The sequence below is a fragment of the Pseudomonas sp. xss_2 genome (genome assembly GCF_043104195.1).
In the GTDB taxonomy this organism is placed as follows: domain Bacteria; phylum Pseudomonadota; class Gammaproteobacteria; order Pseudomonadales; family Pseudomonadaceae; genus Aquipseudomonas; species Aquipseudomonas urmiensis.
The window spans coordinates 47,684-69,734 of record NZ_JBICKL010000043.1; the positions used below are offsets into that span (position 1 = coordinate 47,684).

A 22,051-nucleotide genomic window follows, 5' to 3' on the forward strand; every position below is an offset into this window, starting at 1 on the left:
ACAATCTCAATGTCTCAACCAAATCACTAAGCTGCGCATCCAGACAAGTACCCACCCCGCACATCGCGCAAAATGCCAGCCTACCCCAGCCAGGTACCCAGCCCGCCATGAGCCAGCTGAAAGACGCCCTGCACGAACACACCTTCGTCTGCGTCATGGAGTTCGTCCCCAAGCCCAGCGCCGAGCGCTTCGCCGCCCTCGAAGCGATCATGGCCCGCAAGCAGCTGTGCGGCTGGCCGCTGACCGTGGCCATCGGCGACCGGGTCGGCAGCCCGCTGGACATGTCGCCCCTGGACGCTTTCACCTCCCTCGACACGCCCGTTCCCGCCCTGTTGCACTTCTCCGGCAAGGACCGCGAACGCCAAGACCTGCTCGCCCAGCTCAAACGCATGGACAACGCCGGCCTCGACCAGCTGCTGATCCTCACCGGCGACCGCCTCCCCGGCCACCAGCCCGGCCAACGCCCGGTGCGCTACCTCGAATCGGTCGCGGCGCTACAAATCACCCGCCAAGCCCGCCCCGACTGGCTGCTCGGCGCCGCACTCAACCCGTTCAAGTACCACGAGGAAGAAGGCGCCGCGCAATACTTCAAAGCCGAGAAAAAACTCAGCGCCGGAGCGGATTTTCTCACCCTGCAAATGGGCTATGACGACCGCAAGCACCAGGAAGCGCTGCGCTGGATGCGCCGCCAGCGCACACCCAAGCCGCTGATCGCCTGCCTGATGGCCCTGACCCACGGCCGCGCCAAGATGCTCGAACACGTGGCAGGCGCGGTGGTCAGCCCAGCGATGCGCGACATCCTCGCGGCCGAACTGGACGTGTCCAAGGCCTTCGCCCAGGCCCGCAGCATCGAGCGCCTGGCGCTGCAGGTGATCGGCTTGAAGTTGATGGGCTATGCGGGCGTGCACCTTTCCGGCATCCATGACCTGGCCCAGTTCCAAGCGCTGGAGCAGGCGCTACACACCCAGCAAGGCGAAATCCACACCCTAGAGCAATGGGCACCCGCCTGGGCTGCCAGCTGGCAAATGCCCGGCTTGCCCGCTGTCACCTTCAACCCACCCGGCGCCAACTGGCGGTTGGGCGAGTCGCGCGTCAGCGCCAGCCGCACAGAGCAGGCCCGCTACCACGTGCTGTCTGGCTTGCACTCACTGTTGTTCGACCGCAGCAACTGGCTCAGCCGCAGCTTCGGCTGGGCCGTCACCCGCCCGGTTTGGCGCACAGCCCAAGGCGCGCGCCTGCTGCACCAGCTGGAACGCAGCATCAAACGCCCCCTGCTCGGCTGCGACACCTGCGGGCGTTGCCGCCTCGAAGACACCCTCTACATCTGCCCGGAAAGCTGCCCAAAAGGGCTGGCCAACGGCCCCTGCGGTGGCACCTCGCTCAACCGCTGCGAGTTCGGCGACCGCGAGTGCGTGCACAGCGTCAAATACCGCACCGCCAAATCCGTCCAGCAAACCGCAGTCCTCACCGACCGCCTGATCCCCTGCATCGAACTCCCCACCCGCCACCAAAGCTCCTGGCCAACCTGGTTCGACCCCACCCTTACAACCACCCCTGAACCCTGTGGGAGCGGCGGTGCGCCGCTGCGACTTGCCCGCGAAGAGGCCCGCACAGCCAGCCCAAAACCCTCAGCCCACCACCCCTGGCCGGCCCACACCAAGCAACCCGCCGAAATCGACAGCTAACCCGCCCTCCCCCCATCAACGATAAACGGCCCCTGAAAAAGTTGCCGTTTATCCCAGCGCTCCTATATTCACTGAGTCCCTGCCAAGCGGCCCCTTCGAGCGTGAACATGGCCCATGCTGCCCAGTTCATCATTTGCGAGCACTGCGACTGCGTCTACGAAAAGGTCCCGCTCGCCAAGCACCAGAAAACCGTCTGCAGCCGCTGCGCCGGCGTGCTCCAGCGCTACAACGGCCTCACGGTGCAACAGCGCCTGGCGTTGAGCATCACCGCCGCCATGCTCTGGCTGTTCGCCAACTTCTACCCGGTGATGAGCATCAGCATGCAGGGCCTGAAAAACAGCGCAACCCTGTGGGATTCGGTCCTGGCCTTGAGCCAAGGCCCGATCACCTTCATGGCCATGGTCGCCGCCATCGCCATCATCATCGCCCCGGCCTTCCAGCTGGTGCTGCTGACCTGGGTGCTGACCTTCGCCCTCGCCCAACGCCGCGCCCCCGGCTTCAAGCTGGCCATGCGCTGGCTGGAAACCCTACGCCCCTGGAGCATGCTCGAAGTGTGCCTGCTCGGCGCCATGGTCGCGGTGTTCAAGCTGGCCGGCATGCTCGACGTACTGCCCGGCATCGGCCTGTTCGCCCTGGCCGCGCTGAGCCTGTTGCTGATCCGCATTGCCGGGCGCGATGTGCGCGACCTGTGGGACCTGCTATGAACCGCCCGCCGACCGCCAGCGAACTCAACCTGTGCCTGTGCCACAGCTGCGGCCTGGCCTGCGACATGAGCAACGAGCCGCACCGCTGCCCACGCTGCGACGCGCCTCTACACCGACGCAAGACCAACTCACTGGCGCGCACCTGGGCCTACATGCTCGCCGCCCTGGCCTTCTACGTGCCAGCCAACCTGCTGCCAGTGATGAACACCACCCTGCTCGGCGACGGCGCCGACAGCACCATCATGAGCGGCGTGCTGGAGTTCTGGGAGCACGGCGCGTGGGACATCGCCCTGATCATCTTCATCGCCAGCATCGCCGTGCCCGGGGTCAAGTTCGTCGCCCTGTCGCTGCTGCTGATCACCGTCCAGCGCGGCAGCGACTGGGCGCGCAAGGAGCGCTCCAAGCTGTACCGCTTCGTCGAGCTGATCGGCTACTGGTCGATGCTCGACGTGCTGGTGGTGGCACTGGTCGCCGCCCTCGTGCAATTCCAAGCGCTGGGCACCATCGAGCCACGCCCGGGCATTCTATTCTTCGGCTTGGTGGTGGTGTTCACCATGCTTTCGGCCATGAGCTTCGACCCCCGCCTGATCTGGGAACCACCCGCCACCAAGGAGCGCACGGATGTCGTCACCCACTGATCAAGCCCCCCGCGAGCCCGCCCGGCCCGAGGTGAAAACCCGCCGCTTCAGCGTCTCGCTGGTGTGGATCGTGCCCATCGTCGCGGTGCTGGTCGGCCTGTCGCTGGTGATCCACCGCACAATGCAGGAAGGCCCGACCATCACCCTCACCTTCAAGACCGGCGCCGGCCTCACCGCCAACAAGACCGAAGTCAAATACCGCAGCGTAGTCATCGGCCACGTATCGGAAGTAGCCCTGAGCGATGATCAGAAAAGCGTCAACGCCACGGTGAAACTGGACAAACAGGCCGAAGGTTTCACCCGCGAAGATTCGCAATTCTGGGTAGTCCGCCCGCGCATTGGCGCCGGGGGCGTGTCCGGCATCGACACCCTGCTGTCGGGCGACTACGTCGGCGCCGACATCGGCCAGTCCAACACCCGCGCCAAGCACTTCACCGGCCTGGAAAACCCACCCCCGATCACCTACGGCGAACCCGGCAAACGCTTCACCCTGCACGCGCCCGACTTGGGCTCGGTGGATATCGGCTCGCCGGTCTACTACCGCAAGATCCCGGTCGGCCAAGTGGTCGCCTACGCCCTGGATGCCGATGGCAAAGGGGTGAACATCGAAGTGTTCATCCACGCCCCCAACGATGCCTACGTCACCGAAAACACCCGTTTCTGGAACGCCAGCGGCGTCGATGTGAATGTCGGCGCCAATGGCGTCTCGGTGAAGACCGAATCGCTGTCCACCCTGATCGTCGGCGGCATCGCCTTCCGCGCCCCCGAGTACAGCCCCAACGACAGCCCCGCCGCCGAAGACAAGACCTACGAGCTGTTCGCCGACCAGCAAACCGCCCTCGCCCCGCCCAACGGCAAGGCGCAGTACTTCACCCTGCGCTTCGACCAGGCCCTGCGCGGCCTCAAGGTCGACGCCCCGGTGGAATTTCTCGGCGTCGAAATTGGCCGCGTGGTGTCGGTGAACCTCGACTTCGACGAAGTCAAACGCAGCTTCCCGGTCAACGTCGGCATCGTTATTTACCCGCAACGGCTCGGCCAGGCCCACGTGAAGATGCTCAAAGTGCTCAAGCACAACCCCGAAGACCTCAGTGCTTCGGTCAAACTGTTCAGCACCTTCGTCGACAACGGCCTGCGTGCCCAGGCCCGCAGCGGCAACCTGCTCACCGGCCAGTTGTACATTGCCCTGGACTTCTTCCCCAAGGCACCGAAAGTCGCCTTCGACCTCAATGCCCGGCCCATCGCCATCCCAACCATCCCCGGCAGCCTGGAAGTGCTGCAGGAGCAATTGCAGGCCATGGTCGAGAAGATCAATAAACTGCCGGTCGAACGCATCGCCAGCAACCTCGACAGCAACCTGGTCGAGCTGCGCAAAAGCCTCGCCCAGTTCAACAGCAAGACCCTGCCCCGCGTGCAAGACACCCTCGCCCACGTCAGCCAGACCCTGCAATCGGCCAACTCGACCCTGGCCGAAGACTCGCCGCAGCGGGAAAAACTCACCGAAACCCTGGACGAACTCGCGCGCATGTCGCGCTCGCTGCGCGAGCTCTCCGACTACCTCGGACGCAACCCCGAATCGCTGATCCGCGGCCGCCCCGCCAACGCCGCGCCCCTGGACCTGCAAGGCCCACCGCGCAACTGACCGCAGGAGCGAAACCCATGACCCCACGGCACACCCTCCCGCTGCTCTGCACCCTGGCCCTGCTCGCCGCGTGCCGCAGCGACCCGATTGCCTTTCACACCCTGACCCCAGTGCACGCCCCCACCCAGGCCAGCAGCAACGCCGCCGAAGTGGTGATCGAAGGCATCAGCGTGCCGCCGCAGGTCGACCGGGCGCAGATCGTCATTCGCCAAGGCAGCAACGGCCTGGCCATTCTTGAAACCCAGTGGTGGGGCGCAAGCCTCAGTGAAGAGCTGCGCAGTGCCCTGGTGGTGCAACTGGGCAACGGCAGCGCGGCGCGCAAAGTGGCGGTGAAGATCAACGTGCAGCGCTTTGACTCGATCCCCGGGCAGTACGCACTGATCGATGCCCGCTGGCGCCTGCGCGGGGCTGAGGGTGGGGACACGCTCAACTGCCACAGCCTGCTGCAAACGCCCGCCGGGCCGGAGATCGAGGACTTGGTCCGTGCGCAACAGAACAACGTGCAAGGGCTGGCCACGCAGATTCGTCAGGCGGCTGGGAATCTGCGCGGGGGGTGCCCTGGCAATGGTTGAGTCAGCTGCTGTCGGCTAGGGCGTTGTCGCCGGTATCGAGGAGTTTTCCACATTGCTCGCTGGCCAGGCGGCTGATGATACGGATCGCCTGGTGGATGCCCGCGGTGTTGCGAAAGCTCAGGCGCGGGTTGTGTTCGCACTCGAGCATGTCGTCGTGCTGGACCAGGGCTTCGGCTAGGAGCTCCAGGGTCCAGGTGTAGCTTTGCAGGGTGGAGAGGCGTTCTTGGTCAGGCATGGGGGGCCTGCCTTGGGTTTTCGGTGGGTTGGGTGTGAATGGGATAGAAGCGAAGGCTTCGAGATGCCGGCCGCAGTGGACGGCGGAGAACGAATGCGAGGATTTTGCTCGGTATGCGAGTAGGCATGCATGAGACTCCAAGTTTGATTGGAGCTGCCACGCATCGTCGCCAAACAATTGGGTGGCAGCTGTACGCAGGTTGGCGAACCGGGAACTTGGAACCCGGCAGACCCGAAGGTCTCCCACGCACAGCCGCCATGGCACGAGGCTGCGGGCACAAAAAAAGCGCCTGCAATCGTGTGGGGCGCTGTTGCGCCAAGTTATCCGAGTCGCCAAACCCGGTCGCGGAATTTGCCGCGACCTCGCCAATTTAGACCTTGAGGCTTGGCGGGGCAAGGGGCAGTGAAGACAGAATTCTCCTCCAATGACGAAGGAAATGGTGATCAGCCTTCCAACGCATAAGTCGCCATGTTTTCAGCGGACTAAGCTGCGAACCACCACAAACAGAACCGTTAGGCCCACGACCCCGGAAGCGATAAGCCAGCCTGAGGAAGCCATCGCGTGGAAGAAATTAGGGAAGAACGGAATTTTCTCTAGTTTGACGAGTGCCAGGCAAAGCCATGGCATAAGGATGATGTAAAGCAGAGGGATATAGACGACTGCCTGAAGGACTAGGGTCAGTCCGCCAGCCCAGTCATTCCAGTGACGGGGGTTAGACATGGTGTGCTTCCTTTTCTTAACTAGGACTTGTGAATCGTCCGCTTCCTGAATGCCTCAGGCCCCGATGAATGAGGCCGTGGCGTGAAGGCGGAACGAGCCTAGCAGAAACGGCAAGGCTGCTCAAAATGGGGGTGGGGGGGACATCGGCAGATGGTGTGCGTTTCTGAAAATTCTAAAGCTGGTGCGGAGACAGGAATCGAATGAGCAGAAAACACTCTAAATTTATTAGATATTATCAACTAGGATAATGTTCTTTATCTCAAAAATTACCCCGTGAGTATCATTTTGATCGCGTTTGCGAAGAGCATGCCATCACACCGAGATTGAAGAAGGCCCACCGCCCTAGCACCAATGGCCAGGTCGAGCGCATGAACCGCATGATCAAGGACGCCGCGATCAAGAACTTCCACTATCTTAAGGCCAGCATGCTCGCCTTCATGACGGCTAACAACTTCGCCAGACATCTCCAGGCCCTGCGATGGAGCACTCGCGCCAAGATTCTCAGGGGGGGATGGACGAAAAGTCAAGAGCGATTCACGATAAATCTGTATCATTTCATTCCATGACCGTACACCAATGATGCCGTAAGAGGGGTTTTCGTACGGCTTGTGGAAAAGGCAATTAGCCACTACCGTAGACAGCCACAAATTTCCTAAACAAGGACAGCATAGTGAAATCTAGAAATCTATACACAATCCATGACGTGATCGTCCGAGACTATACGGTTAGCCAGCTTCCAACCGGAAAATTCCTTCACCAGTTTAAGCCGCAGACGACAGATACTCTTTACCAGTTTGAAACCAACAGCAGCAATGTCGAACTGATCAATGGCGACCGCTACAATATTGGATTCACCACTGGCGCTGATGGAAAAAATATCATCGAACCTTCTGCCCTCGGAAGAGCGGATACCGTGAACAAGCTACTTAGCTATTCAGCGGCCAAACACTTTTCGCAAGATAAGTTGGTAGAAAACAAAGGTAAGAATGATGATCGCGTAAGATATAGTGCAACCGATGGATATTATTGGGGGCGAAAGTACGCTTGGCGACGATTCGGGCTGGTCATAGCCAAAGGCGCGTTCTATAGCTACTTAGAAGAGATTGCCCATCCGTTCGTACCGTGCAGGACCATCAACAAAGATATCGGCATTCACTCTAACGAAGAATCGATTGCGTACAAGGAAGAGGGCCTAGAGGAAGCAATGGATGCTTTGATCGATACAGCAGTAAAGGTTGGTCGTTATTTTGAATCTCCGCGCTACAGCAAGAAGTTCCAAATTCGTCCGATTAATGCAATATCTGACAAAAAGTAACTAATGCGCCCTCATGAGGTCATGTCGCCGCATACCAAGTGGGGGCGTCACGAGCATTCATTGGAATAATTGACTGCACTGCTATAAACATATAACAACAGCGCTACACTGACAAAATTTTCAAGTACACAATTAGTTTCTCTCGATTACGCCTCTATTCCACCTTCAGCAGTACATCGATGGCCAAGCCGCTTGCAACTTACGGTTTCAAATTGACGCGAAAAACAATATTTCTACCATAGCCCCCCTCAAGCGTTCTAGTCTAGGTGATCTCGGTACCCTTTTTAGGTCGCCGCTACCGGGTCGTGACCATAACTCTGATCAACCTCAACGGGATCATCACAGATTTTGCGGCATCCAGAAATGTCTCGTCATCACAACAAATCCAATGCCTGCAGTGCTACAATGATGGCACCAAGGCATCACGAATAGCAAAAATGTTAAAGCTAAGAATGCATAAGGCTGGAAATGGAGACTGCATCTCTATAGTTACCGAGTCTGAATTTATTTTGATTGATGGCGGCACAGCACAATCATTTGACAACTGGAAAGATCAAGTCATAGGACAAACAAGCAAACTAACAAAGATAATTGTTACGCACATAGATAACGACCATGCAAATGGAATCATCAAACTTCTCGAGCATGCGAAATGCCCTGAAATTGAAAGTATTTTATTCAACGGCGCCGAGCAATTAATCGGCAATCTGGAAATTGATAACTCCACAAACCCTCATATAGACCGCAAGCTGCAAGCTTTAGCTAGTGAATTTTCTGTATCCGATAACAATACAAAAATAGGGTATGCTGAAGGAACCTCACTCTCGTATCTGCTTAATTCCAAAAACCTAAAGTGCAATCGCATAATCGGAGGACAAGCCATTTACAGGGAGGGGCTGAAAAGCTTCGAAGCAGGCGAAATTAAATTCACCATTATCGGCCCAGAAAAATCTTCGCTAACTGAAATTACAGAAAACTGGGAAAGCAAACTAAACGAAAAGCGAATCAAACCAAAAATCATAAACAAAGCATATTATGACGCATTTGAAACATATATTTCCAACATTAAAGACCTGGCACCCACAAACAAAATATCAAATACAGCTTTATACACCATCGAATCGTTAGCCAATGAGCCATTTGTAGAAGATGCTTCAGCGACCAACCGAAGCAGCTTTTCCTTTTTAATAGAGTACCGAGACAAAAGAATCTTATATCTTGGAGACTGCCATGCAGAGACTGTTATTTCTTGGCTAGACAGTTGCGGAATAGACACCATAGAAGTAGATGCTGTCAAAATATCTCATCATGGAAGTAAGAACAACACCAGCAGGACGCTACTAAAAAGAATCGACAGCCCCAGGTACATGATTAGTACAAACGGTAAGTCACATGGGCACCCAAATTTAGAAACCTTAGCTAGAATTGCTGTAGAAAATAGATCAAGAAAAACAACAATCTTGGTCAATTACAATCTTGACAACATCCCAGCATGGTTCACAGAACAGCTCAAGACGAAATATCCAAATATAACCTTTGAAATGGACATCTACGAGACTGAGTTATGAGCACCGGAATCCCTAGCGAATATAACTTAAGTTCAATTTATATCATCGAATCAATCGTGAACGATGAAGAGCAAACAAGAAAAGCAACTCGAGGAACTTGCTTCTCGATCTCTCCCAACTTACTTCTTACTGCCTACCATGTCATTTCCAACGGAGGAAAGATAAAAGTATATTTCTCAAGTGATGAGTATGATCGCGGACAATACATTTACGCAAAATGCATACATTGGAACACGGATAGTGACTTTGCCATTCTGGAAATAGAGAGTTCTGCAGGGAATTTTATTGATCTATATTCAACCGGCATTAGTTTGGATGCCGAAGTCAAATCTTGTGGATACCCAATTGAGAAAGAACACTATCACGCACCAATTAACGTTAGAGTTACCAATTCATTTGAAAACATGACTAGCAGGGAGTATAGCTTTGAGGTCTCTCAGTCCGATACCATTAGCGCGTATCAAGGAATGTCGGGATCACCTGTACTATACCATGGATTATGTATTGGCGTTTTGTTAGTGCAGCAAGGCACCAACACGTTGTACGCAGTATCACTTAAAGATATCCTTAGCGATACTCTTGCAAACAAAATAATAACAGATTCAATACCCAACATAAAAATCCAAGACGGCATAAATTATGAGCCGCCGAAACACCCTCCCTCTCCATTTAAATACTGCATAAATTGCAATATAGATCAGCCAAATATCAAAGGAATTGATATTGGATTTACTATGAAAATCTGGAACATAAACAACCTTACAGAAACAGTATACGAATGGATTATAGACTACTGCTTATCACACAAAGAGAGAGCCAATTTCACTGGAGTGCAGAGAAGTCTATTTAAGTATGCAAGAGCCAACTACCCCGGCAACGACATAAATGCACTTGGCGATTTTTTTTTACACATTGCTATCCGGGATTCGTATAACACCATCCCTGTAATGAATAAAGTTTTTGACGCCAATAATAAAACTTTCTCATGCACCCATGCAATATTAAACCTTGACACCATAGAGCTATGGATTGGTGCATCATCAGTTAGTACGAACATTGAAGATGCAGTGAAGGCTGCTATTGATAATATAGAATACATTGCAAGCATAACAACTTTAAAACATCGGCTATATACACTTACAGCAGAAATTGATGGTTCATGGCCGCACGTAGACAAGCTGAAAAGACTGGCAGACTCAAATCTAAGTTTAGATGACCGGTTCGATAAAATAATAATACCGGTCTTCATCATGCATGATAGCGCGATAATTAAAGAATACGACAAAAATTCATTTATCGAACTATTTAAAGAAAAAATACAGTATTGCAGAAGTATTTTTTCCGGCAGTATAAAACCCAACTTAATAGACCTGATAGATCTGAGGGTTTTCTATTTTCCTGTGTCAGATATTTCTTTCGTGCATTCCGCGCTGTTGCAGGAGTTAAATTCATGAGCACTTGGTACCAAGAATCAAAATCTAAAATCGACGACCCAAATTACAACCAGTGGGAAAGCTTCCTTACATCTCTTGTAAATGAATACAATAGCCACAAGCATAACCATCTTGTGCAAGATATTGTCATCAGAGCTTTAGGGAGGAAAAATGAAATCGAAAACGCCTTCATCCTAGATCACCTATTAGGTGAGTTAGGGCTCTACCCGTACATTGACGACATAAAAAACTCTAGCAAAGATAATCTGCGACGCCTTCTGTTTACTACACCTCAAGATGAACGCAAGACGTTTCATATTCGTCAGGCCGAGGTGTTTCACAGAATAATCAATGGCGAGAACATTATTCTGAGTGCGCCCACCAGCTTTGGGAAAAGCTTAATCATTGAAGCTTTGGTTGCCACTCGCGAATTCAATAATATTGTAGTTGTCGTACCTACCATCGCATTAATGGATGAGCTAAAGAAAAAGTTACACGCATACTGCGACTATTACAAAATTATCACTCAAGTAGCACAACAACCAAGCATAAAAAATATTTATATCCTTACTCAGGAACGAGTGCTTGAACATAACGATTTAAGCTCGATTGATTTCTTCATCGTAGACGAATTTTACAAACTAGCCCCCGCTAGTAAAAATGATGAAAGATGTGATAGTTTAAACCTGGCATTCAAAAAGCTTTACGCTAGATGCAAGCGTTTCTACATGCTTGGGCCTAGGATAAATGGCTTGGCATCTGGGATTGAAGAGGAACTTAGATGCACATTCTTGAAGTTTGACTCGTATGCTACGGTAGCAACCAACGAGTTTTTCTATCCACTGAATACCAAGGGCAAAGACTCGGACGTAGACCTCGAAAGAGACGAAATTCTCATAAGTATTCTAAATTCAAAAGCGAGGACTGAGCAAACTGTAATTTATTGCAAGTCACCAAAAAGGGCGAGCTCCTTGTTGGTGAAGCTGCTCGATTCCGACTTGTTAGCACCCACCCCAAGTAACAAAGTTTTGTCAACTTGGCTTGCAGAAAACTTTCATCATGAATGGTCGCTGATTGAAGGGCTTAACCATGGCGTTGCTTACCACCATGCTCAATTACCTAGGGCGGTAGCAGCTCTGATAGTTGATTATTTCAACCAATCAAAAATCAACATCCTTATCTGCACATCCACACTAATTGAAGGGGTGAATACCAATGCAAAAAATATCATAATATATGATGACTGTATAACGAGAAGAACCAAGCTTGACATGTTCACATTCAACAACATATCCGGAAGATCCGGCAGAATGTTCGAGCATTTTGTAGGAAACGTATACATTCTTGGCGACAAACCTCAAACTGAATTGCCATTTATCGACATGCCTATTGTCACGCAAAGTGATAATGCATCTGACTCCCTCTTGCTCCACATGGGAACAGAAGTAAACGAGCCAAACAAAGAAAAAATTAGAAGATATTATGAACAGGATGTTATTCCAGTCTCATTGCTTCTTAAGCATCAAGGAATAAATCCAAGCAGGCTAATTGACTTTGCAAGCACCCTGATTGAAAAATGTGGTGCTTGGAACAGACTTATGTGCTGGGACGGTATCTATCCCGACCAATATCAATTGCAGCATTTGTCGATGATACTGTTTGATTACTTCAACGTATCTTCAATGGGAGGCGGGACTGTACGCACTCATAAACAACTTAACAGAAAACTGATTGACGTCATAAACAAGGTAGACGACAAAGCCCTGATCCTTCAGGATTATGAGTTCTGGCGTAAAGGTAACAGCAATTACAGCATTGATGATGCAATTCAGTCTGTATTCAATTTCAAAAAAAATTTGGTGAACTACAATCTACCAAAACTGATTTATGCAATTAGCGACGTGCAGGAACTAATATTTAAACGGTTTTCTTATCCTTTTGGCGACTATAAGTCCTTCGCCTCAACATTAGAGAACTTTTACTTCCCCGCGCCCGTAAGCTCTTTGGAAGAATTTGGGATTCCAAATCAGATCACAAAGAAATTATTAATGCACAATGACTTTGAAGGCATGACCATAGATCAGTACTTAGAAGAAATTAAAACTATTTTAAGAGAGCGACAGCCTTATCTGACGGAATTTGAGACGGCGCTAGTTAAGAGTGCTCTGTATTTTTCTTAGCATTAACGTGTTTATGTTTATCGCTAGGAGCCAACATGTTCCATACTCGCTTTAAAGCAACCGCAGAGGACTGCGAGAAGGAACTCGTAAACCAGAAATTTCTCAGCCCGTTCGGCTCTGACTGAGGTCATGAAGGAGCCGCTCGTGCCTCCTCAATACAAACATGAGATTTTTTTGTACTGGGCAGGCAGATCTCAAAAAACTGAAGCGAAGAGTAACTATCAAAACTGGGTGACATCGATGGGAGTGATGTGCGGGAAGAATCGCCTCCAGTTGCCAAACTTTTGGCCGATTACTGCCAGATCGCAAGCGATGGCTAGGAGTCGGAGGCTGTCGTTCGTGACTATCAAATTAGATTTTTGCTATGCCACTTGAAAACCCATGGCTTGTCTAAACGACGAGCAAGCAGTCACACGGTCAGCAATTAACGCTCGATAACCGATTTTGTGCGGGGCTTACAGCGAGATCACCGCGCCTACCCATGTCGTGCAGTTACGCCGCATAGTCGGCCAACACCTTCCGATCAATCTGCCGCGCATCATTAATACCGGGTCCCTGTTCGGAACGGCACCACTTCACGAATGCCTGCCACCGATCACTGTGCGCCTTGAGCGTGCCGTAGTGGCCGCCACCGAACATGTCTTTCAGCGCTTGTGGCCCTGCGTAGCTCAATTGTCTGCCGTAACCGAAATCGCGGCCATCACGTCTACCCACCAATGTCATGTCAGTCACCTCATCATCCGCTCTCCGATCCTCGCCCCACGTCATCCCGTCAAGAATGCTGAGTGTTATCAGGGGTTAAGGCCCCTGCGACCTGTGGGGATGTCCACTACGCGGGACTGGCGGCTCCTTACGTCCGGGAGCAAGGGCATCTCATGATCTGGCCTCCTGAGCACCGTTACCGGTAGACGGGTGAAGGCTGCATTGGCTGACGAGACCAGTGCCGCGAGATCCTGAGCCAGGTATACGCAGCAATGCGATGACCGGGGCACGCCTGACTGTCAGTCAGGTGCAGTCCATTCCTTGGTCTGCCGCACCATCAGCTGCATGGCTGTTGCTGGTGACATCGGCGTTGGTCGCGCCGATTGTCACGAGGGGAATTGCCGCAAAGCCTGTGCGACCTGGGCTGCTGCGATGTTAGAAGTGGCCGGTTGACCTAGAGAGTAACCAAGACGGTGTTTGGCTCACGTCAGAAACAACAAAGCCCGCACAAGGCGGGCTTTGTTGAGGGTTCCGTATACAAACAGAGTCGTGACGGAACAGCTAGATGGTGCCGGAGACAGGAATCGAACCTGCGACCTTCGCGTTACGAGTGCGCTGCTCTACCGACTGAGCTACACCGGCGTGTTGCGCAACGTACCACTGCCGTGGCGGTTTCGCAAACTGCTGGTTTTTAGTCAGATCTTGCTGGGTGCTGAGGGCCTCATCGCGGGGCAAGCCCGCTCCTACAGCGGGCTCGATGGCCGGGGCTTAGCCGGCTTTGCAGCCGCTCGGGGCCAGGTCTTCTTCGATGTTGGTGGTGCAGGTCCAGCCGCTGGCGGCGCGGGTCAGGGTCAGGGTTTTGCCCATCACGCTGGCCGGGCCGTCGGCCAGGGTGCAGGTGATGGCGCCGGTGCCGTTCGCGGCTGTGCCTTGGGCGGTAATTGCGCAGTGCGCGGTGGCGGGTTGGCCGCCGAGGGCCGCGACATCCGTCACGTCCTTGCCTTCGTTCAGGCGCAGGTCCATCGCGGTCTTGAGGGCTGAAATTTCTAGCAGCCCGGCGGCGGCTTTGGTCCGCGATTGGTGGTTGGTGTACATCGGCACGGCGATGGTGGCGAGGATGCCGATGATCGCGACGACGATCATCAGTTCGATCAGGGTGATGCCTTGTTGGCCTTTCATGAACGCGTTTCCTTGTTGATTCGGCTGAGCCTTCATCCACTGTTGGACGCCAGGCTGGCAGGCGCGCAGTAGGCCTCATCAGACACCTTTTGTCACCCCTGCCCGGCTGGACGTCATGTTCGCTGAACTACTCTAGTGACCATCAGGGAAACCCGCCCACGCAGGGGCACGGCAAGCTGTTACCGGGCTTGTCGCACGTACAGCAAGGAGCTTAGCTATGCGCCAAACAACACGGCTTTACGCCTGGCAAGGCATCGATGCCAACGGCGCGCGGGTCGCGGGCCAAAGTGAGGGGCGCAGCCCGGCGTTGGTGCGGGCGGGGTTGCTGCGTCAGGGCATCAGTAATGCGCGCTTGCGCCCGGCGGGCGGGCTTGGCTGGCGGTGGCCGGCACGGCGGGAGAAGGCGGATGCGGCGGGGTTCAGTCGGCAGTTGGCGACCTTGCTCAAGGCGGGGGTGCCGCTGCTTCAGGCGTTCGAGGTGATGGGGCGCAGTGGGGGCGATGAGAGTCTGGGCAAGCTGCTGACGCGATTGAAACAGGATGTGGCGGCGGGCATGGGGCTGGCCGATGCGTTGCAGCGCCAGCCGGGGTGGTTCGATCGGTTGTACTGCAATCTGGTGCGGGTGGGTGAGCAGTCGGGCACGCTCGATGGCCAGCTGGAACAGCTGGCAGACATGCTGGAGCAGCGCCAGGCGCTGCAGCGGCGGGTGCGTAAGGCGATGCTCTATCCGGCGCTGCTGTTGCTGACGGGCTTGGGCGTGTCGGCGCTGTTGCTGCTGGAGGTGGTGCCGCGCTTTGAGGGGCTGTTTGCCAGTTTCGGCAAGGCGCTGCCGGCGTTTACCCAGTGGGTGATCGATTTATCCACAGGCTTTGGGCTGCATGGGCCTTGGCTGTTGGTGGTGTTGCTTTTGCTCGGTGTGGGTGGGCGCCAGCTGTATCGGCGCCATGCCGGGGCGCGCTTGTGGATATCTCGCCGGGCGCTGGGTATTCCGGTGCTTGGGCGGTTGCTGGGGCATGCGGCGATGGCGCGGTTTGCGCGCAGTTTGGGCACCGCTTATGCGGCGGGGGTGCCGCTGTTGGATGCGTTGGGCACGGTGGCGGCGGCGAGTGGCGCCAGCGTGCATGAGCAGGCGATTTTGCGGCTGCGCCAGGGCATGGCCAATGGGCAGGGGCTGCATCAGGCGATGGCGGGGGAGCGGTTATTTGCGCCGCTGTTGGTGCAGCTGACGATGATTGGTGAGTCCAGCGGCACGCTCGACCAAATGCTGGGCAAAGCGGCCAGCCATTATGAGGAACAGGTCAGCCAGGCGCTCGACCAGTTGACCGGCCTGCTGGAGCCAGCCATCGTGCTGATCCTTGGCCTCCTGGTGGGTGGCCTGGTGGTTGCCATGTACCTGCCAATCTTCCAGTTGGGTAGTTTGATCTGAACATGAATCTGTGGACTTTCCTGGCTGTGCAGCCGGTTTACTTCTTGGTGTTGGCCACGGTGCTGGGGCTGCTGGTGGGCAGCTTTCTCAATGTGCTGGTGCATCGTTTGCCGATCATGCTGGAGCGCCAGTGGCAGCGTGAGGCGCAGGAGGTGCTCGACCTGCCCTTGGTCGAGCACGAGCGCTTCAACCTGTCTTTGCCCGCTTCGCACTGCCCGCACTGTGGGCATCGGATTCGGCCGTGGGAGAACATTCCGCTGTTGAGTTACCTGTTGCTGCGCGGGCGTTGCTCGGCGTGCAAGGGGGCGATCAGTGCGCGCTATCCGTTGGTGGAGCTGGCGTGTGCGGGGCTTTCGCTGGTGGTGGCGTGGCACTTTGGGCCGGGGGTGCAGGCGCTGGCGGCGCTGCTGCTGACCTGGTGTTTGCTGGCGTTGAGTTTGATCGATGCTGAGCAGCAGATCCTGCCGGATGTACTGGTGCTGCCCATGGTGTGGGTCGGGCTGATCGTCAACGCTTTCGGCGTGTTTGTGACGCTGGATGCGGCACTGTGGGGCGCGGTGCTGGGGTATCTGAGCCTGTGGAGCGTTTACTGGCTGTTCAAGCTGGTGACCGGCAAGGAGGGCATGGGCTATGGCGACTTCAAGCTGCTGGCGCTGATCGGCGCCTGGGGTGGCTGGCAGGTGTTGCCGGTGACACTGGTGCTGTCGTCGGTGGTGGGGGCGCTGATTGGCCTGTGTTTGCTGCGTTGGCGTAAGGCTTCGTTGGGCACGGCGATGCCTTTTGGTCCGTATCTGGCCATTGCGGGGTGGATTGCCGTGCTCTGGGGTGATGAAATGTACGCCTCATACCTGCAACTGCTTGGATTCTGATGACCACTGCGGCATTTACCCCTTGGATACTGGGCCTGACCGGCGGCATCGGCAGTGGCAAGAGCGCCGCTGCCGAGCGCTTCGTGGAGCTGGGTGTGCACCTGGTCGACGCCGATCAGGCGGCGCGCTGGGTGGTCGAGCCGGGCCGGCCGGCGTTGGCCAGCATCGTCGAGCGCTTTGGCGCGGGGGTGTTGCTGGACGACGGGCAACTGGATCGCTCGGCCTTGCGGCAGCTGATCTTTGCCGACCCAAGCCAGCGGCGCTGGCTTGAACAGCTGCTGCATCCGCTGATTGGCCAGGAGATTTTCAGTTACCTGGCCAAGGCCGAATCGCCGTATGCGGTGTATGTGTCGCCGCTACTGATCGAGTCGGGGCAGTACCAGAAGACCCAGCGCGTGCTGGTGATCGATGCGCCGCCAGAATTGCAGGTGCAGCGTACCTTGCTGCGCGATAACACCAGCGCTGAACAGGTGCAGGCGATTCTGGCGGCGCAGTTGGCGCGCGAGGAACGTTTGCGCCATGCCGATGATGTGGTGGTCAATGACCGCGACCTGGCCGGGTTGCACGAGCAGATTGACCGCCTGCACCACTTTTACCTGACTTTACGAGGAGGCCAGCCATGAGCCAGCCGTTGTCCGTTGATTGCCCGACCTGTGGCGCACCTGTGGAATGGAGCGCGAAGAGCCCCAATAGGCCGTTTTGCTCGGACCGTTGCAAGCTGATCGACCTGGGGGCGTGGGCGGCTGAGGAGCATAAGATCCCGGTGGCGCCTGAGGCTGAGGATGACTTGTATTCGGGGGATCTGGAACCGCGGCATTGATGGGTGGTGGGTCAGTTATGGCCCTATCGCGGGGCAAGCCCGCTCCCACGATAAGCCAAGCGCGCAATGCGTGGGAGAGGGCTCCCACGATGAGCCAAGCGCGTAATGCGTGGGAGCGGGCTCCCACGATGAGCCAAGCGCGTAATGCGTGGGAGCGGGCTTGCCCCGCGATAGGGCCGGCACGTCTCAGGCGTCATCCTTCCACGGCGCCTGCAGATAACGGGTACGGTTAAAGGTCTCCAACCACTCAGGGCAAAATACCACCAAGGCGCTGACCACCATCCCATTGATAAACGCCTCGGGAAAGATGATCAGCCACAGGTAACCGACAAAGTCCGTCAGCCACTCGGGCATGGCAAACCGCCCATCCAGCCACAACAACCCCATCGCCGCCAGCAGGCACAGCAGCGCCGACAACGCCGCGGCAAAGAACCCCGAACAGAAGATATAAACGAACAGGTTACGCGGCTGCGCGCGCTCGACCAGGATGGCGCACACCTCGGTGATCAACACCGGCAGGCCAATGATCAACAGGCCGTTGACCCCAAGTGCCGCCAGATCCTGGCGCCCCAGCGCCATCAGCCCGAGCTGGGCGAAAAACCCTCCAAGAATCGCCAGCGGCCAATCCAGCAACAGGGTCACCGCCGTCATGCCAATAAAGTGATAAGACACCCCGGTATCGAAATCGCGCCTGACCAGCCACAAGGCAAACAGGGCGAACACCGTGCCAAACAATAGATGCTGGCGGCGCCGATCGGTGAACAGCTCGACCCAGCGCGTGCGCGACACCGCCCAGAGCAGTAGCGGAACGTAAGCCACCCAGCCCAGGGTCAGGCTGGTGGTGGACAGGACTTGTGCGCTGATCACCTTGACCTCACTCCCCTTTCAGACAGCTTCGAGTCTACACCCTGGGCCGATTCCTACCGGCAAACAACACCTTACCGTCACAGATTAGCGGCTAAGCTTGTGCACATGGATGACTCAGACTACCTGCGCCTGCTTACCATCCAGGCCGAACAAGCCAATGCGTTCCTGTCCAATGCCCGCAAATGGGAACGCGAGCGTTGGGTGTGCCAGCGCCTGCTGCAAGGACTGAACATTCCCTACCGCAACGAAGACTTCACCCCGGCCGGGCAAGAGCCACCCGATGTGCTGTTTCGCGATGCGGCGTTCGAGGTGTTTTTCGTGCTCGATGAAGGCCGCCGGCTCAATGACGAATGGCGCGAGGAGCTGCAGCGCCGGCGCAGTGCGTTTTCCCTGAGCCAGCTGGTGCGCCGCGAGGCGCGGCCCCGGCGAATCAGCGCCCAGGAGTTGCTGGTACGCCTGGCGCCGACCTTGCGCAAGAAGGCGCACAACTACCGGGAACGGGGCCTGGAGCTGAACGAGCTGGATATCATCGCTTTTGCCAGCCTCAAGCGTGAGGTGCTGGATTTGAACAGCCACTTTCCGCCGCCCACCGAATATTTGCGCCAGGGCTGGCGTTCGTTGTCGTTGGTCGGGCCGACCTTCGCCCGGGTGCTGTTCGCCCACCCGGATGCGCCGGATTTCCTGCGCGGCAACTTGGGGCGCAGTATTGTGTTCGATGTCGGTATCAGTCTTTGATCCAGTGCCGAGAGTCTTTGCAATGGCGTACACTCGGCGCCAGAGATAGAAAGCATTATCATTCGTTATCAAGACCCTGCGCGAACCCTGTAGCCTTTGCGCAGTCACATGCGTCTACCTGACGAGGCCCACCATGACCAGCCGCCTGAATCCTGAAGATCAGCGTCGCGTCGATGAGTATCTCAAAGCCCCTCAGCATCAAGTTGAGCGCAAGCCGTTTCGGCCATTGCTGCTCCTGGCGCTGGTGGTTGGGGTGACCATTGGTCTGGGCCTGTTGAGCCGCCTGCTGAGTGGACTGGTGCTATGAGCTGCCTTGCGCTCGCCCTCCGCTCGCCGACGGCGCCGCCCCTTGGGGGCACGAATTCGTTAAACCTTATGAGATATTTCCATGACTCATCGCATCGTGATTGTCGGCGGCGGCGCCGGCGGCCTGGAACTGGCGACCCGCCTGGGTAAAAGCCTGGGCAAGCGCAACAAGGCCGAGATCACCCTGGTCGACGCCAACCTGACGCACATCTGGAAGCCGCTGCTGCACGAAGTGGCCGCCGGCTCGCTGAACTCCTCGGAAGACGAACTGAACTACGTGGCCCAGGCCAAGTGGAACCACTTCAATTTCCAGTTGGGGCGCATGAGCGGCCTGGACCGCGAGAGCAAGCAAATCCAATTGGCGGCGACCCTCGATGAAGACGGCCGCGAGCTGCTGCCTGCGCGCACCCTGGGCTACGACAGCCTGGTGATCGCCGTGGGCAGCAACACCAACGACTTCGGCACCCTGGGCGCGGCGCAGCATTGCTTGTTCCTGGATACCCGCAAGCAGGCCGAGCGCTTCCATCAGCAGTTGCTCAATCACTACCTGCGCGCTCATGCCGGCGACGTGGCGAGCGAGAAGATCAGCGTGGCGATCGTCGGCGCTGGCGCCACCGGTGTCGAGCTGGCGGCAGAGCTGCATCACGCTGCGCACGAGCTGGCGGCGTATGGCCTGGACAAGATTCAGCCCAAGGACATGCACATCACCATCATCGAGGCGGGCCCACGGGTGCTGCCGGCATTGCCTGAGCGGATCAGCGTGCCGGTGCACAAGACCCTGGAGAAACTGGGCATCACCGTGATGACCAATTCTTCGGTCAGTGAAGTGACTGAAGATGGTTTGAAAACCGCCAGTGGCGATGTGATCCAGGCCAGCCTCAAGGTGTGGGCGGCGGGCATTCGCGCGCCGGGCTTCTTGAAGGATATCGATGGGCTGGAGACCAATCGGATCAATCAGCTGGTGGTACGCCCTACGCTGCAGACCACGCTGGATGACGATATCTTCGCCTTTGGCGATTGTGCCGCCTGCCCGCAGCCGGGCAGCGATCGCAACGTGCCGCCACGTGCGCAGGCGGCGCACCAGCAGGCTTCGATGTTGGTGAAGAGCTTCCAGGCGCGGCTTGAGGGTAAGGCGCTGCCGACTTATGCGTACAAGGATTACGGCTCGCTGGTGTCGCTGTCGCGGTTCTCGGCGGTGGGTAACCTGATGGGCAACCTGACCGGTAGCGTGATGCTCGAAGGCTGGTTGGCGCGGATGTTCTATGTGTCGCTGTATCGGATGCACCAGATGGCGCTGTATGGGACGTTCCGTACCTTGATGCTGATGCTCGGCAGCCGGATTGGGCGTGGGACTGAGCCGCGTCTGAAGTTGCACTGATCGTTTGAGATTTTGGGGCCGCTGTGCGGCCCTTCGCGGGCAAGCCCGCTCCCACAGGGATTTGCGCTGTACCTGTGGGAGCGGGCTTGTCGGGGCGCCGAACCGCCGCGATGGGCCGCTGTGCGGCCCCAAAATCTATCTAACGACGCGATAGGTGCTCTGCACAAAGCCACTCTCAAAACTGGTCGTACGCAGGTGCTGCAACTGCACATCCCGCGCCAGCTCGCCAAACAGCGCAATGCCGCGCCCAAGCAACACCGGGATATGGGTAATGGTCAGCTCATCCACCCGCCCCTCGCGCAAAAAGCCCTGAATCAACTTTCCGCCATCCAGGTACAGGCTCTTCGCCCCAGTAGCCGTCAGATGCTCGAGCAAGGCTGGAATCGGCCCCGGATGCAGCTCGATGCCCTCCCCCAACCCAGCAGGCAGCGCCTTGAGCGTTTCGCTCAGCACCACCACACGCTTGTTCGGATAAGGCCACTCGCCAAACGTCAGCACCTTGTCGAACGTGCCACGCCCCATCACCAGGGTGTCGACGCTGGCCATGAACGCCCCATAGCCATGATCATCACTGGAGCTGGTAGCGCCCATCAGCCAGTCGAGGCTGCCGTCTTCGCGGGCAATGAAGCCATCCAGGCTGGTGGCGATGAAAACGCTGGCTTTCAATGGCATGGGCTCGCTCCTTCGGTTGAATACGAAGGCTAGCAAGAGAGGCGGGATAAAATCGAGGCAAAAGAAAAAGGGCATCTCAGTCGAGATGCCCTTTTTACATGGTGGGTCGTGTAGGATTCGAACCTACGACCAATTGGTTAAAAGCCAACTGCTCTACCAACTGAGCTAACGACCCTGAAAATGGTCGGGGTGAGGGGATTCGAACTCCTGACATCCTGCTCCCAAAGCAGGCGCGCTACCGGACTGCGCTACACCCCGAGATTGGCTCCGCGACCTGGACTCGAACCAGGGACCCAATGATTAACAGTCATTTGCTCTACCGACTGAGCTATCGCGGAACTGAACTTCGGTACATCTTTACAGCTTCGAAGTCTGTGTTAGCTTCGATCTCTTTGGCTATCCGCTTTC

General features: G+C 56.2%; 22 protein-coding genes, 4 tRNA genes and 1 pseudogene. 17 read left to right on the top strand and 10 right to left on the bottom strand.

Annotated elements, in window-relative coordinates:
• The first annotated feature begins 107 nt into the window (after nucleotides 1–107).
• The 5 genes from ACF8K2_RS07020 to ACF8K2_RS07040 all read left to right on the top strand — a co-directional run bounded on the left by ACF8K2_RS07020 (nucleotide 108) and on the right by ACF8K2_RS07040 (nucleotide 5,238).
• Complete coding sequence (locus tag ACF8K2_RS07020; RefSeq protein ID WP_392464071.1) at nucleotides 108–1,685, top strand: methylenetetrahydrofolate reductase C-terminal domain-containing protein; 1,578 nt, start codon at nucleotides 108–110, stop codon at nucleotides 1,683–1,685.
• A gap of 107 nt (nucleotides 1,686–1,792) precedes the next feature.
• On the top strand, nucleotides 1,793–2,389 hold the full coding sequence (locus tag ACF8K2_RS07025) for a paraquat-inducible protein A (RefSeq protein WP_186553718.1): 597 nt from the start codon (nucleotides 1,793–1,795) through the stop codon (nucleotides 2,387–2,389).
• Complete coding sequence (locus tag ACF8K2_RS07030; RefSeq protein WP_368973376.1) at nucleotides 2,386–3,027, top strand: paraquat-inducible protein A; 642 nt, start codon at nucleotides 2,386–2,388, stop codon at nucleotides 3,025–3,027. The genes ACF8K2_RS07025 and ACF8K2_RS07030 overlap by 4 nt, the downstream gene beginning before the upstream one ends.
• The gene (locus ACF8K2_RS07035) at nucleotides 3,011–4,666 is read left to right on the top strand and encodes an intermembrane transport protein PqiB (protein WP_392464073.1); all 1,656 of its coding nucleotides are present in this window, start codon (nucleotides 3,011–3,013) and stop codon (nucleotides 4,664–4,666) included. The genes ACF8K2_RS07030 and ACF8K2_RS07035 overlap by 17 nt, the downstream gene beginning before the upstream one ends.
• A gap of 17 nt (nucleotides 4,667–4,683) precedes the next feature.
• Nucleotides 4,684–5,238: a PqiC family protein gene (locus tag ACF8K2_RS07040; RefSeq protein ID WP_392464074.1), complete on the top strand. Its 555-nt coding sequence runs from the start codon at nucleotides 4,684–4,686 to the stop codon at nucleotides 5,236–5,238.
• Nucleotide 5,239: 1 nt separating this feature from the next.
• On the opposite strand, the gene ACF8K2_RS07045 is transcribed toward ACF8K2_RS07040, so the two are convergent.
• On the bottom strand, nucleotides 5,240–5,473 hold the full coding sequence (locus ACF8K2_RS07045) for a hypothetical protein (protein WP_186553714.1): 234 nt from the start codon (nucleotides 5,471–5,473) through the stop codon (nucleotides 5,240–5,242).
• Nucleotides 5,474–5,947: 474 nt separating this feature from the next.
• Nucleotides 5,948–6,193, bottom strand: a complete 246-nt coding sequence (locus ACF8K2_RS07050) for a hypothetical protein (RefSeq protein WP_392464075.1) — start codon at nucleotides 6,191–6,193, stop codon at nucleotides 5,948–5,950.
• Nucleotides 6,194–6,561: 368 nt separating this feature from the next.
• On the opposite strand from ACF8K2_RS07050, the gene ACF8K2_RS07055 reads away from it, so the two are divergent.
• The 5 genes from ACF8K2_RS07055 (at nucleotide 6,562) to ACF8K2_RS07075 (ending at nucleotide 12,689) form a co-directional block, all read left to right on the top strand.
• Complete coding sequence (locus ACF8K2_RS07055) at nucleotides 6,562–6,759, top strand: hypothetical protein (RefSeq protein ID WP_392464076.1); 198 nt, start codon at nucleotides 6,562–6,564, stop codon at nucleotides 6,757–6,759.
• A 104-nt stretch (nucleotides 6,760–6,863) separates the two neighbouring features.
• Nucleotides 6,864–7,508 (top strand): hypothetical protein, encoded by a 645-nt coding sequence (locus ACF8K2_RS07060; protein WP_392464077.1) that lies wholly within the window; start codon nucleotides 6,864–6,866, stop codon nucleotides 7,506–7,508.
• A 305-nt stretch (nucleotides 7,509–7,813) separates the two neighbouring features.
• Entirely contained in the window at nucleotides 7,814–9,076 is a 1,263-nt protein-coding gene (locus ACF8K2_RS07065) for a ComEC/Rec2 family competence protein (protein ID WP_392464078.1), read from the top strand.
• A gap of 56 nt (nucleotides 9,077–9,132) precedes the next feature.
• A complete protein-coding gene (locus tag ACF8K2_RS07070) occupies nucleotides 9,133–10,530 on the top strand; it encodes a Hachiman antiphage defense system protein HamA (protein ID WP_392464079.1) in 1,398 nt (465 codons plus the stop codon).
• Nucleotides 10,527–12,689, top strand: a complete 2,163-nt coding sequence (locus tag ACF8K2_RS07075; RefSeq protein ID WP_392464080.1) for a DEAD/DEAH box helicase — start codon at nucleotides 10,527–10,529, stop codon at nucleotides 12,687–12,689. The genes ACF8K2_RS07070 and ACF8K2_RS07075 overlap by 4 nt, the downstream gene beginning before the upstream one ends.
• Before the next feature lie 423 nt (nucleotides 12,690–13,112).
• Here ACF8K2_RS07075 and ACF8K2_RS07080 read toward each other — a convergent pair.
• From ACF8K2_RS07080 to ACF8K2_RS07090, 3 genes and pseudogenes are all read right to left on the bottom strand, one after another.
• Nucleotides 13,113–13,412: pseudogene (locus tag ACF8K2_RS07080) on the bottom strand (integrase); the annotation flags it as partial.
• A gap of 545 nt (nucleotides 13,413–13,957) precedes the next feature.
• Nucleotides 13,958–14,033: transfer RNA gene (locus ACF8K2_RS07085), tRNA-Thr, on the bottom strand.
• Between the two features lie 126 nt (nucleotides 14,034–14,159).
• Nucleotides 14,160–14,570, bottom strand: a complete 411-nt coding sequence (locus tag ACF8K2_RS07090) for a pilin (RefSeq protein ID WP_368973385.1) — start codon at nucleotides 14,568–14,570, stop codon at nucleotides 14,160–14,162.
• Nucleotides 14,571–14,787: 217 nt separating this feature from the next.
• On the opposite strand from ACF8K2_RS07090, the gene ACF8K2_RS07095 reads away from it, so the two are divergent.
• From ACF8K2_RS07095 to yacG, 4 genes are read left to right on the top strand one after another with little or no spacing between them, the layout of a single operon-like run.
• Nucleotides 14,788–15,996 (top strand): type II secretion system F family protein, encoded by a 1,209-nt coding sequence (locus tag ACF8K2_RS07095; RefSeq protein WP_392464081.1) that lies wholly within the window; start codon nucleotides 14,788–14,790, stop codon nucleotides 15,994–15,996.
• 2 nt (nucleotides 15,997–15,998) lie between these two features.
• Nucleotides 15,999–16,865, top strand: coding sequence for a prepilin peptidase (locus ACF8K2_RS07100; protein WP_392464082.1), 867 nt, complete (start codon nucleotides 15,999–16,001; stop codon nucleotides 16,863–16,865).
• Nucleotides 16,865–17,488 carry a dephospho-CoA kinase gene (coaE, locus tag ACF8K2_RS07105; protein WP_186553695.1) on the top strand — a complete coding sequence of 208 codons (624 nt, stop codon included), beginning with the start codon at nucleotides 16,865–16,867 and terminating at the stop codon, nucleotides 17,486–17,488. The genes ACF8K2_RS07100 and coaE overlap by 1 nt, the downstream gene beginning before the upstream one ends.
• A complete protein-coding gene (gene yacG, locus ACF8K2_RS07110) occupies nucleotides 17,485–17,685 on the top strand; it encodes a DNA gyrase inhibitor YacG (protein ID WP_186553694.1) in 201 nt (66 codons plus the stop codon). The genes coaE and yacG overlap by 4 nt, the downstream gene beginning before the upstream one ends.
• Nucleotides 17,686–17,871: 186 nt before the next feature.
• Here yacG and ACF8K2_RS07115 read toward each other — a convergent pair whose 3' ends face one another.
• Nucleotides 17,872–18,552 (bottom strand): energy-coupling factor ABC transporter permease, encoded by a 681-nt coding sequence (locus ACF8K2_RS07115; RefSeq protein WP_392464084.1) that lies wholly within the window; start codon nucleotides 18,550–18,552, stop codon nucleotides 17,872–17,874.
• 105 nt (nucleotides 18,553–18,657) lie between these two features.
• On the opposite strand from ACF8K2_RS07115, the gene ACF8K2_RS07120 reads away from it, so the two are divergent.
• The 3 genes from ACF8K2_RS07120 to ACF8K2_RS07130 all read left to right on the top strand — a co-directional run bounded on the left by ACF8K2_RS07120 (nucleotide 18,658) and on the right by ACF8K2_RS07130 (nucleotide 20,971).
• Entirely contained in the window at nucleotides 18,658–19,287 is a 630-nt protein-coding gene (locus ACF8K2_RS07120) for a DUF1780 domain-containing protein (protein ID WP_119138311.1), read from the top strand.
• A gap of 133 nt (nucleotides 19,288–19,420) precedes the next feature.
• Nucleotides 19,421–19,594: a DUF3094 family protein gene (locus ACF8K2_RS07125; protein ID WP_186553692.1), complete on the top strand. Its 174-nt coding sequence runs from the start codon at nucleotides 19,421–19,423 to the stop codon at nucleotides 19,592–19,594.
• Between the two features lie 81 nt (nucleotides 19,595–19,675).
• The gene (locus ACF8K2_RS07130) at nucleotides 19,676–20,971 is read left to right on the top strand and encodes an NAD(P)/FAD-dependent oxidoreductase (protein WP_312155790.1); all 1,296 of its coding nucleotides are present in this window, start codon (nucleotides 19,676–19,678) and stop codon (nucleotides 20,969–20,971) included.
• Nucleotides 20,972–21,106: 135 nt separating this feature from the next.
• Here the strand turns inward: ACF8K2_RS07130 and ACF8K2_RS07135 are convergent, their stop codons facing one another.
• From ACF8K2_RS07135 to ACF8K2_RS07150, 4 genes are all read right to left on the bottom strand, one after another.
• On the bottom strand, nucleotides 21,107–21,643 hold the full coding sequence (locus tag ACF8K2_RS07135; protein ID WP_392464086.1) for a dihydrofolate reductase family protein: 537 nt from the start codon (nucleotides 21,641–21,643) through the stop codon (nucleotides 21,107–21,109).
• Nucleotides 21,644–21,742: 99 nt separating this feature from the next.
• A tRNA-Lys gene (locus ACF8K2_RS07140) sits at nucleotides 21,743–21,818 on the bottom strand.
• Nucleotides 21,819–21,824: 6 nt separating this feature from the next.
• A tRNA-Pro gene (locus tag ACF8K2_RS07145) sits at nucleotides 21,825–21,901 on the bottom strand.
• 4 nt (nucleotides 21,902–21,905) lie between these two features.
• Nucleotides 21,906–21,981: transfer RNA gene (locus ACF8K2_RS07150), tRNA-Asn, on the bottom strand.
• Between the last annotated feature and the right edge of the window lie 70 nt (nucleotides 21,982–22,051).

Coding starts and splice junctions, on each gene's coding strand:
- ACF8K2_RS07020 (WP_392464071.1), top strand. CDS start 108: ATGAGCCAGCTGAAAGACGCCCTGCACGAACACACCTTCGTCTGCGTC.
- ACF8K2_RS07025 (WP_186553718.1), top strand. CDS start 1,793: ATGGCCCATGCTGCCCAGTTCATCATTTGCGAGCACTGCGACTGCGTC.
- ACF8K2_RS07030 (WP_368973376.1), top strand. CDS start 2,386: ATGAACCGCCCGCCGACCGCCAGCGAACTCAACCTGTGCCTGTGCCAC.
- ACF8K2_RS07035 (WP_392464073.1), top strand. CDS start 3,011: ATGTCGTCACCCACTGATCAAGCCCCCCGCGAGCCCGCCCGGCCCGAG.
- ACF8K2_RS07040 (WP_392464074.1), top strand. CDS start 4,684: ATGACCCCACGGCACACCCTCCCGCTGCTCTGCACCCTGGCCCTGCTC.
- ACF8K2_RS07045 (WP_186553714.1), bottom strand. CDS start 5,473: ATGCCTGACCAAGAACGCCTCTCCACCCTGCAAAGCTACACCTGGACC.
- ACF8K2_RS07050 (WP_392464075.1), bottom strand. CDS start 6,193: ATGTCTAACCCCCGTCACTGGAATGACTGGGCTGGCGGACTGACCCTA.
- ACF8K2_RS07055 (WP_392464076.1), top strand. CDS start 6,562: ATGAACCGCATGATCAAGGACGCCGCGATCAAGAACTTCCACTATCTT.
- ACF8K2_RS07075 (WP_392464080.1), top strand. CDS start 10,527: ATGAGCACTTGGTACCAAGAATCAAAATCTAAAATCGACGACCCAAAT.
- ACF8K2_RS07090 (WP_368973385.1), bottom strand. CDS start 14,570: ATGAAAGGCCAACAAGGCATCACCCTGATCGAACTGATGATCGTCGTC.
- ACF8K2_RS07095 (WP_392464081.1), top strand. CDS start 14,788: ATGCGCCAAACAACACGGCTTTACGCCTGGCAAGGCATCGATGCCAAC.
- ACF8K2_RS07100 (WP_392464082.1), top strand. CDS start 15,999: ATGAATCTGTGGACTTTCCTGGCTGTGCAGCCGGTTTACTTCTTGGTG.
- coaE (WP_186553695.1), top strand. CDS start 16,865: ATGACCACTGCGGCATTTACCCCTTGGATACTGGGCCTGACCGGCGGC.
- yacG (WP_186553694.1), top strand. CDS start 17,485: ATGAGCCAGCCGTTGTCCGTTGATTGCCCGACCTGTGGCGCACCTGTG.
- ACF8K2_RS07120 (WP_119138311.1), top strand. CDS start 18,658: ATGGATGACTCAGACTACCTGCGCCTGCTTACCATCCAGGCCGAACAA.
- ACF8K2_RS07125 (WP_186553692.1), top strand. CDS start 19,421: ATGACCAGCCGCCTGAATCCTGAAGATCAGCGTCGCGTCGATGAGTAT.
- ACF8K2_RS07130 (WP_312155790.1), top strand. CDS start 19,676: ATGACTCATCGCATCGTGATTGTCGGCGGCGGCGCCGGCGGCCTGGAA.
- ACF8K2_RS07135 (WP_392464086.1), bottom strand. CDS start 21,643: ATGCCATTGAAAGCCAGCGTTTTCATCGCCACCAGCCTGGATGGCTTC.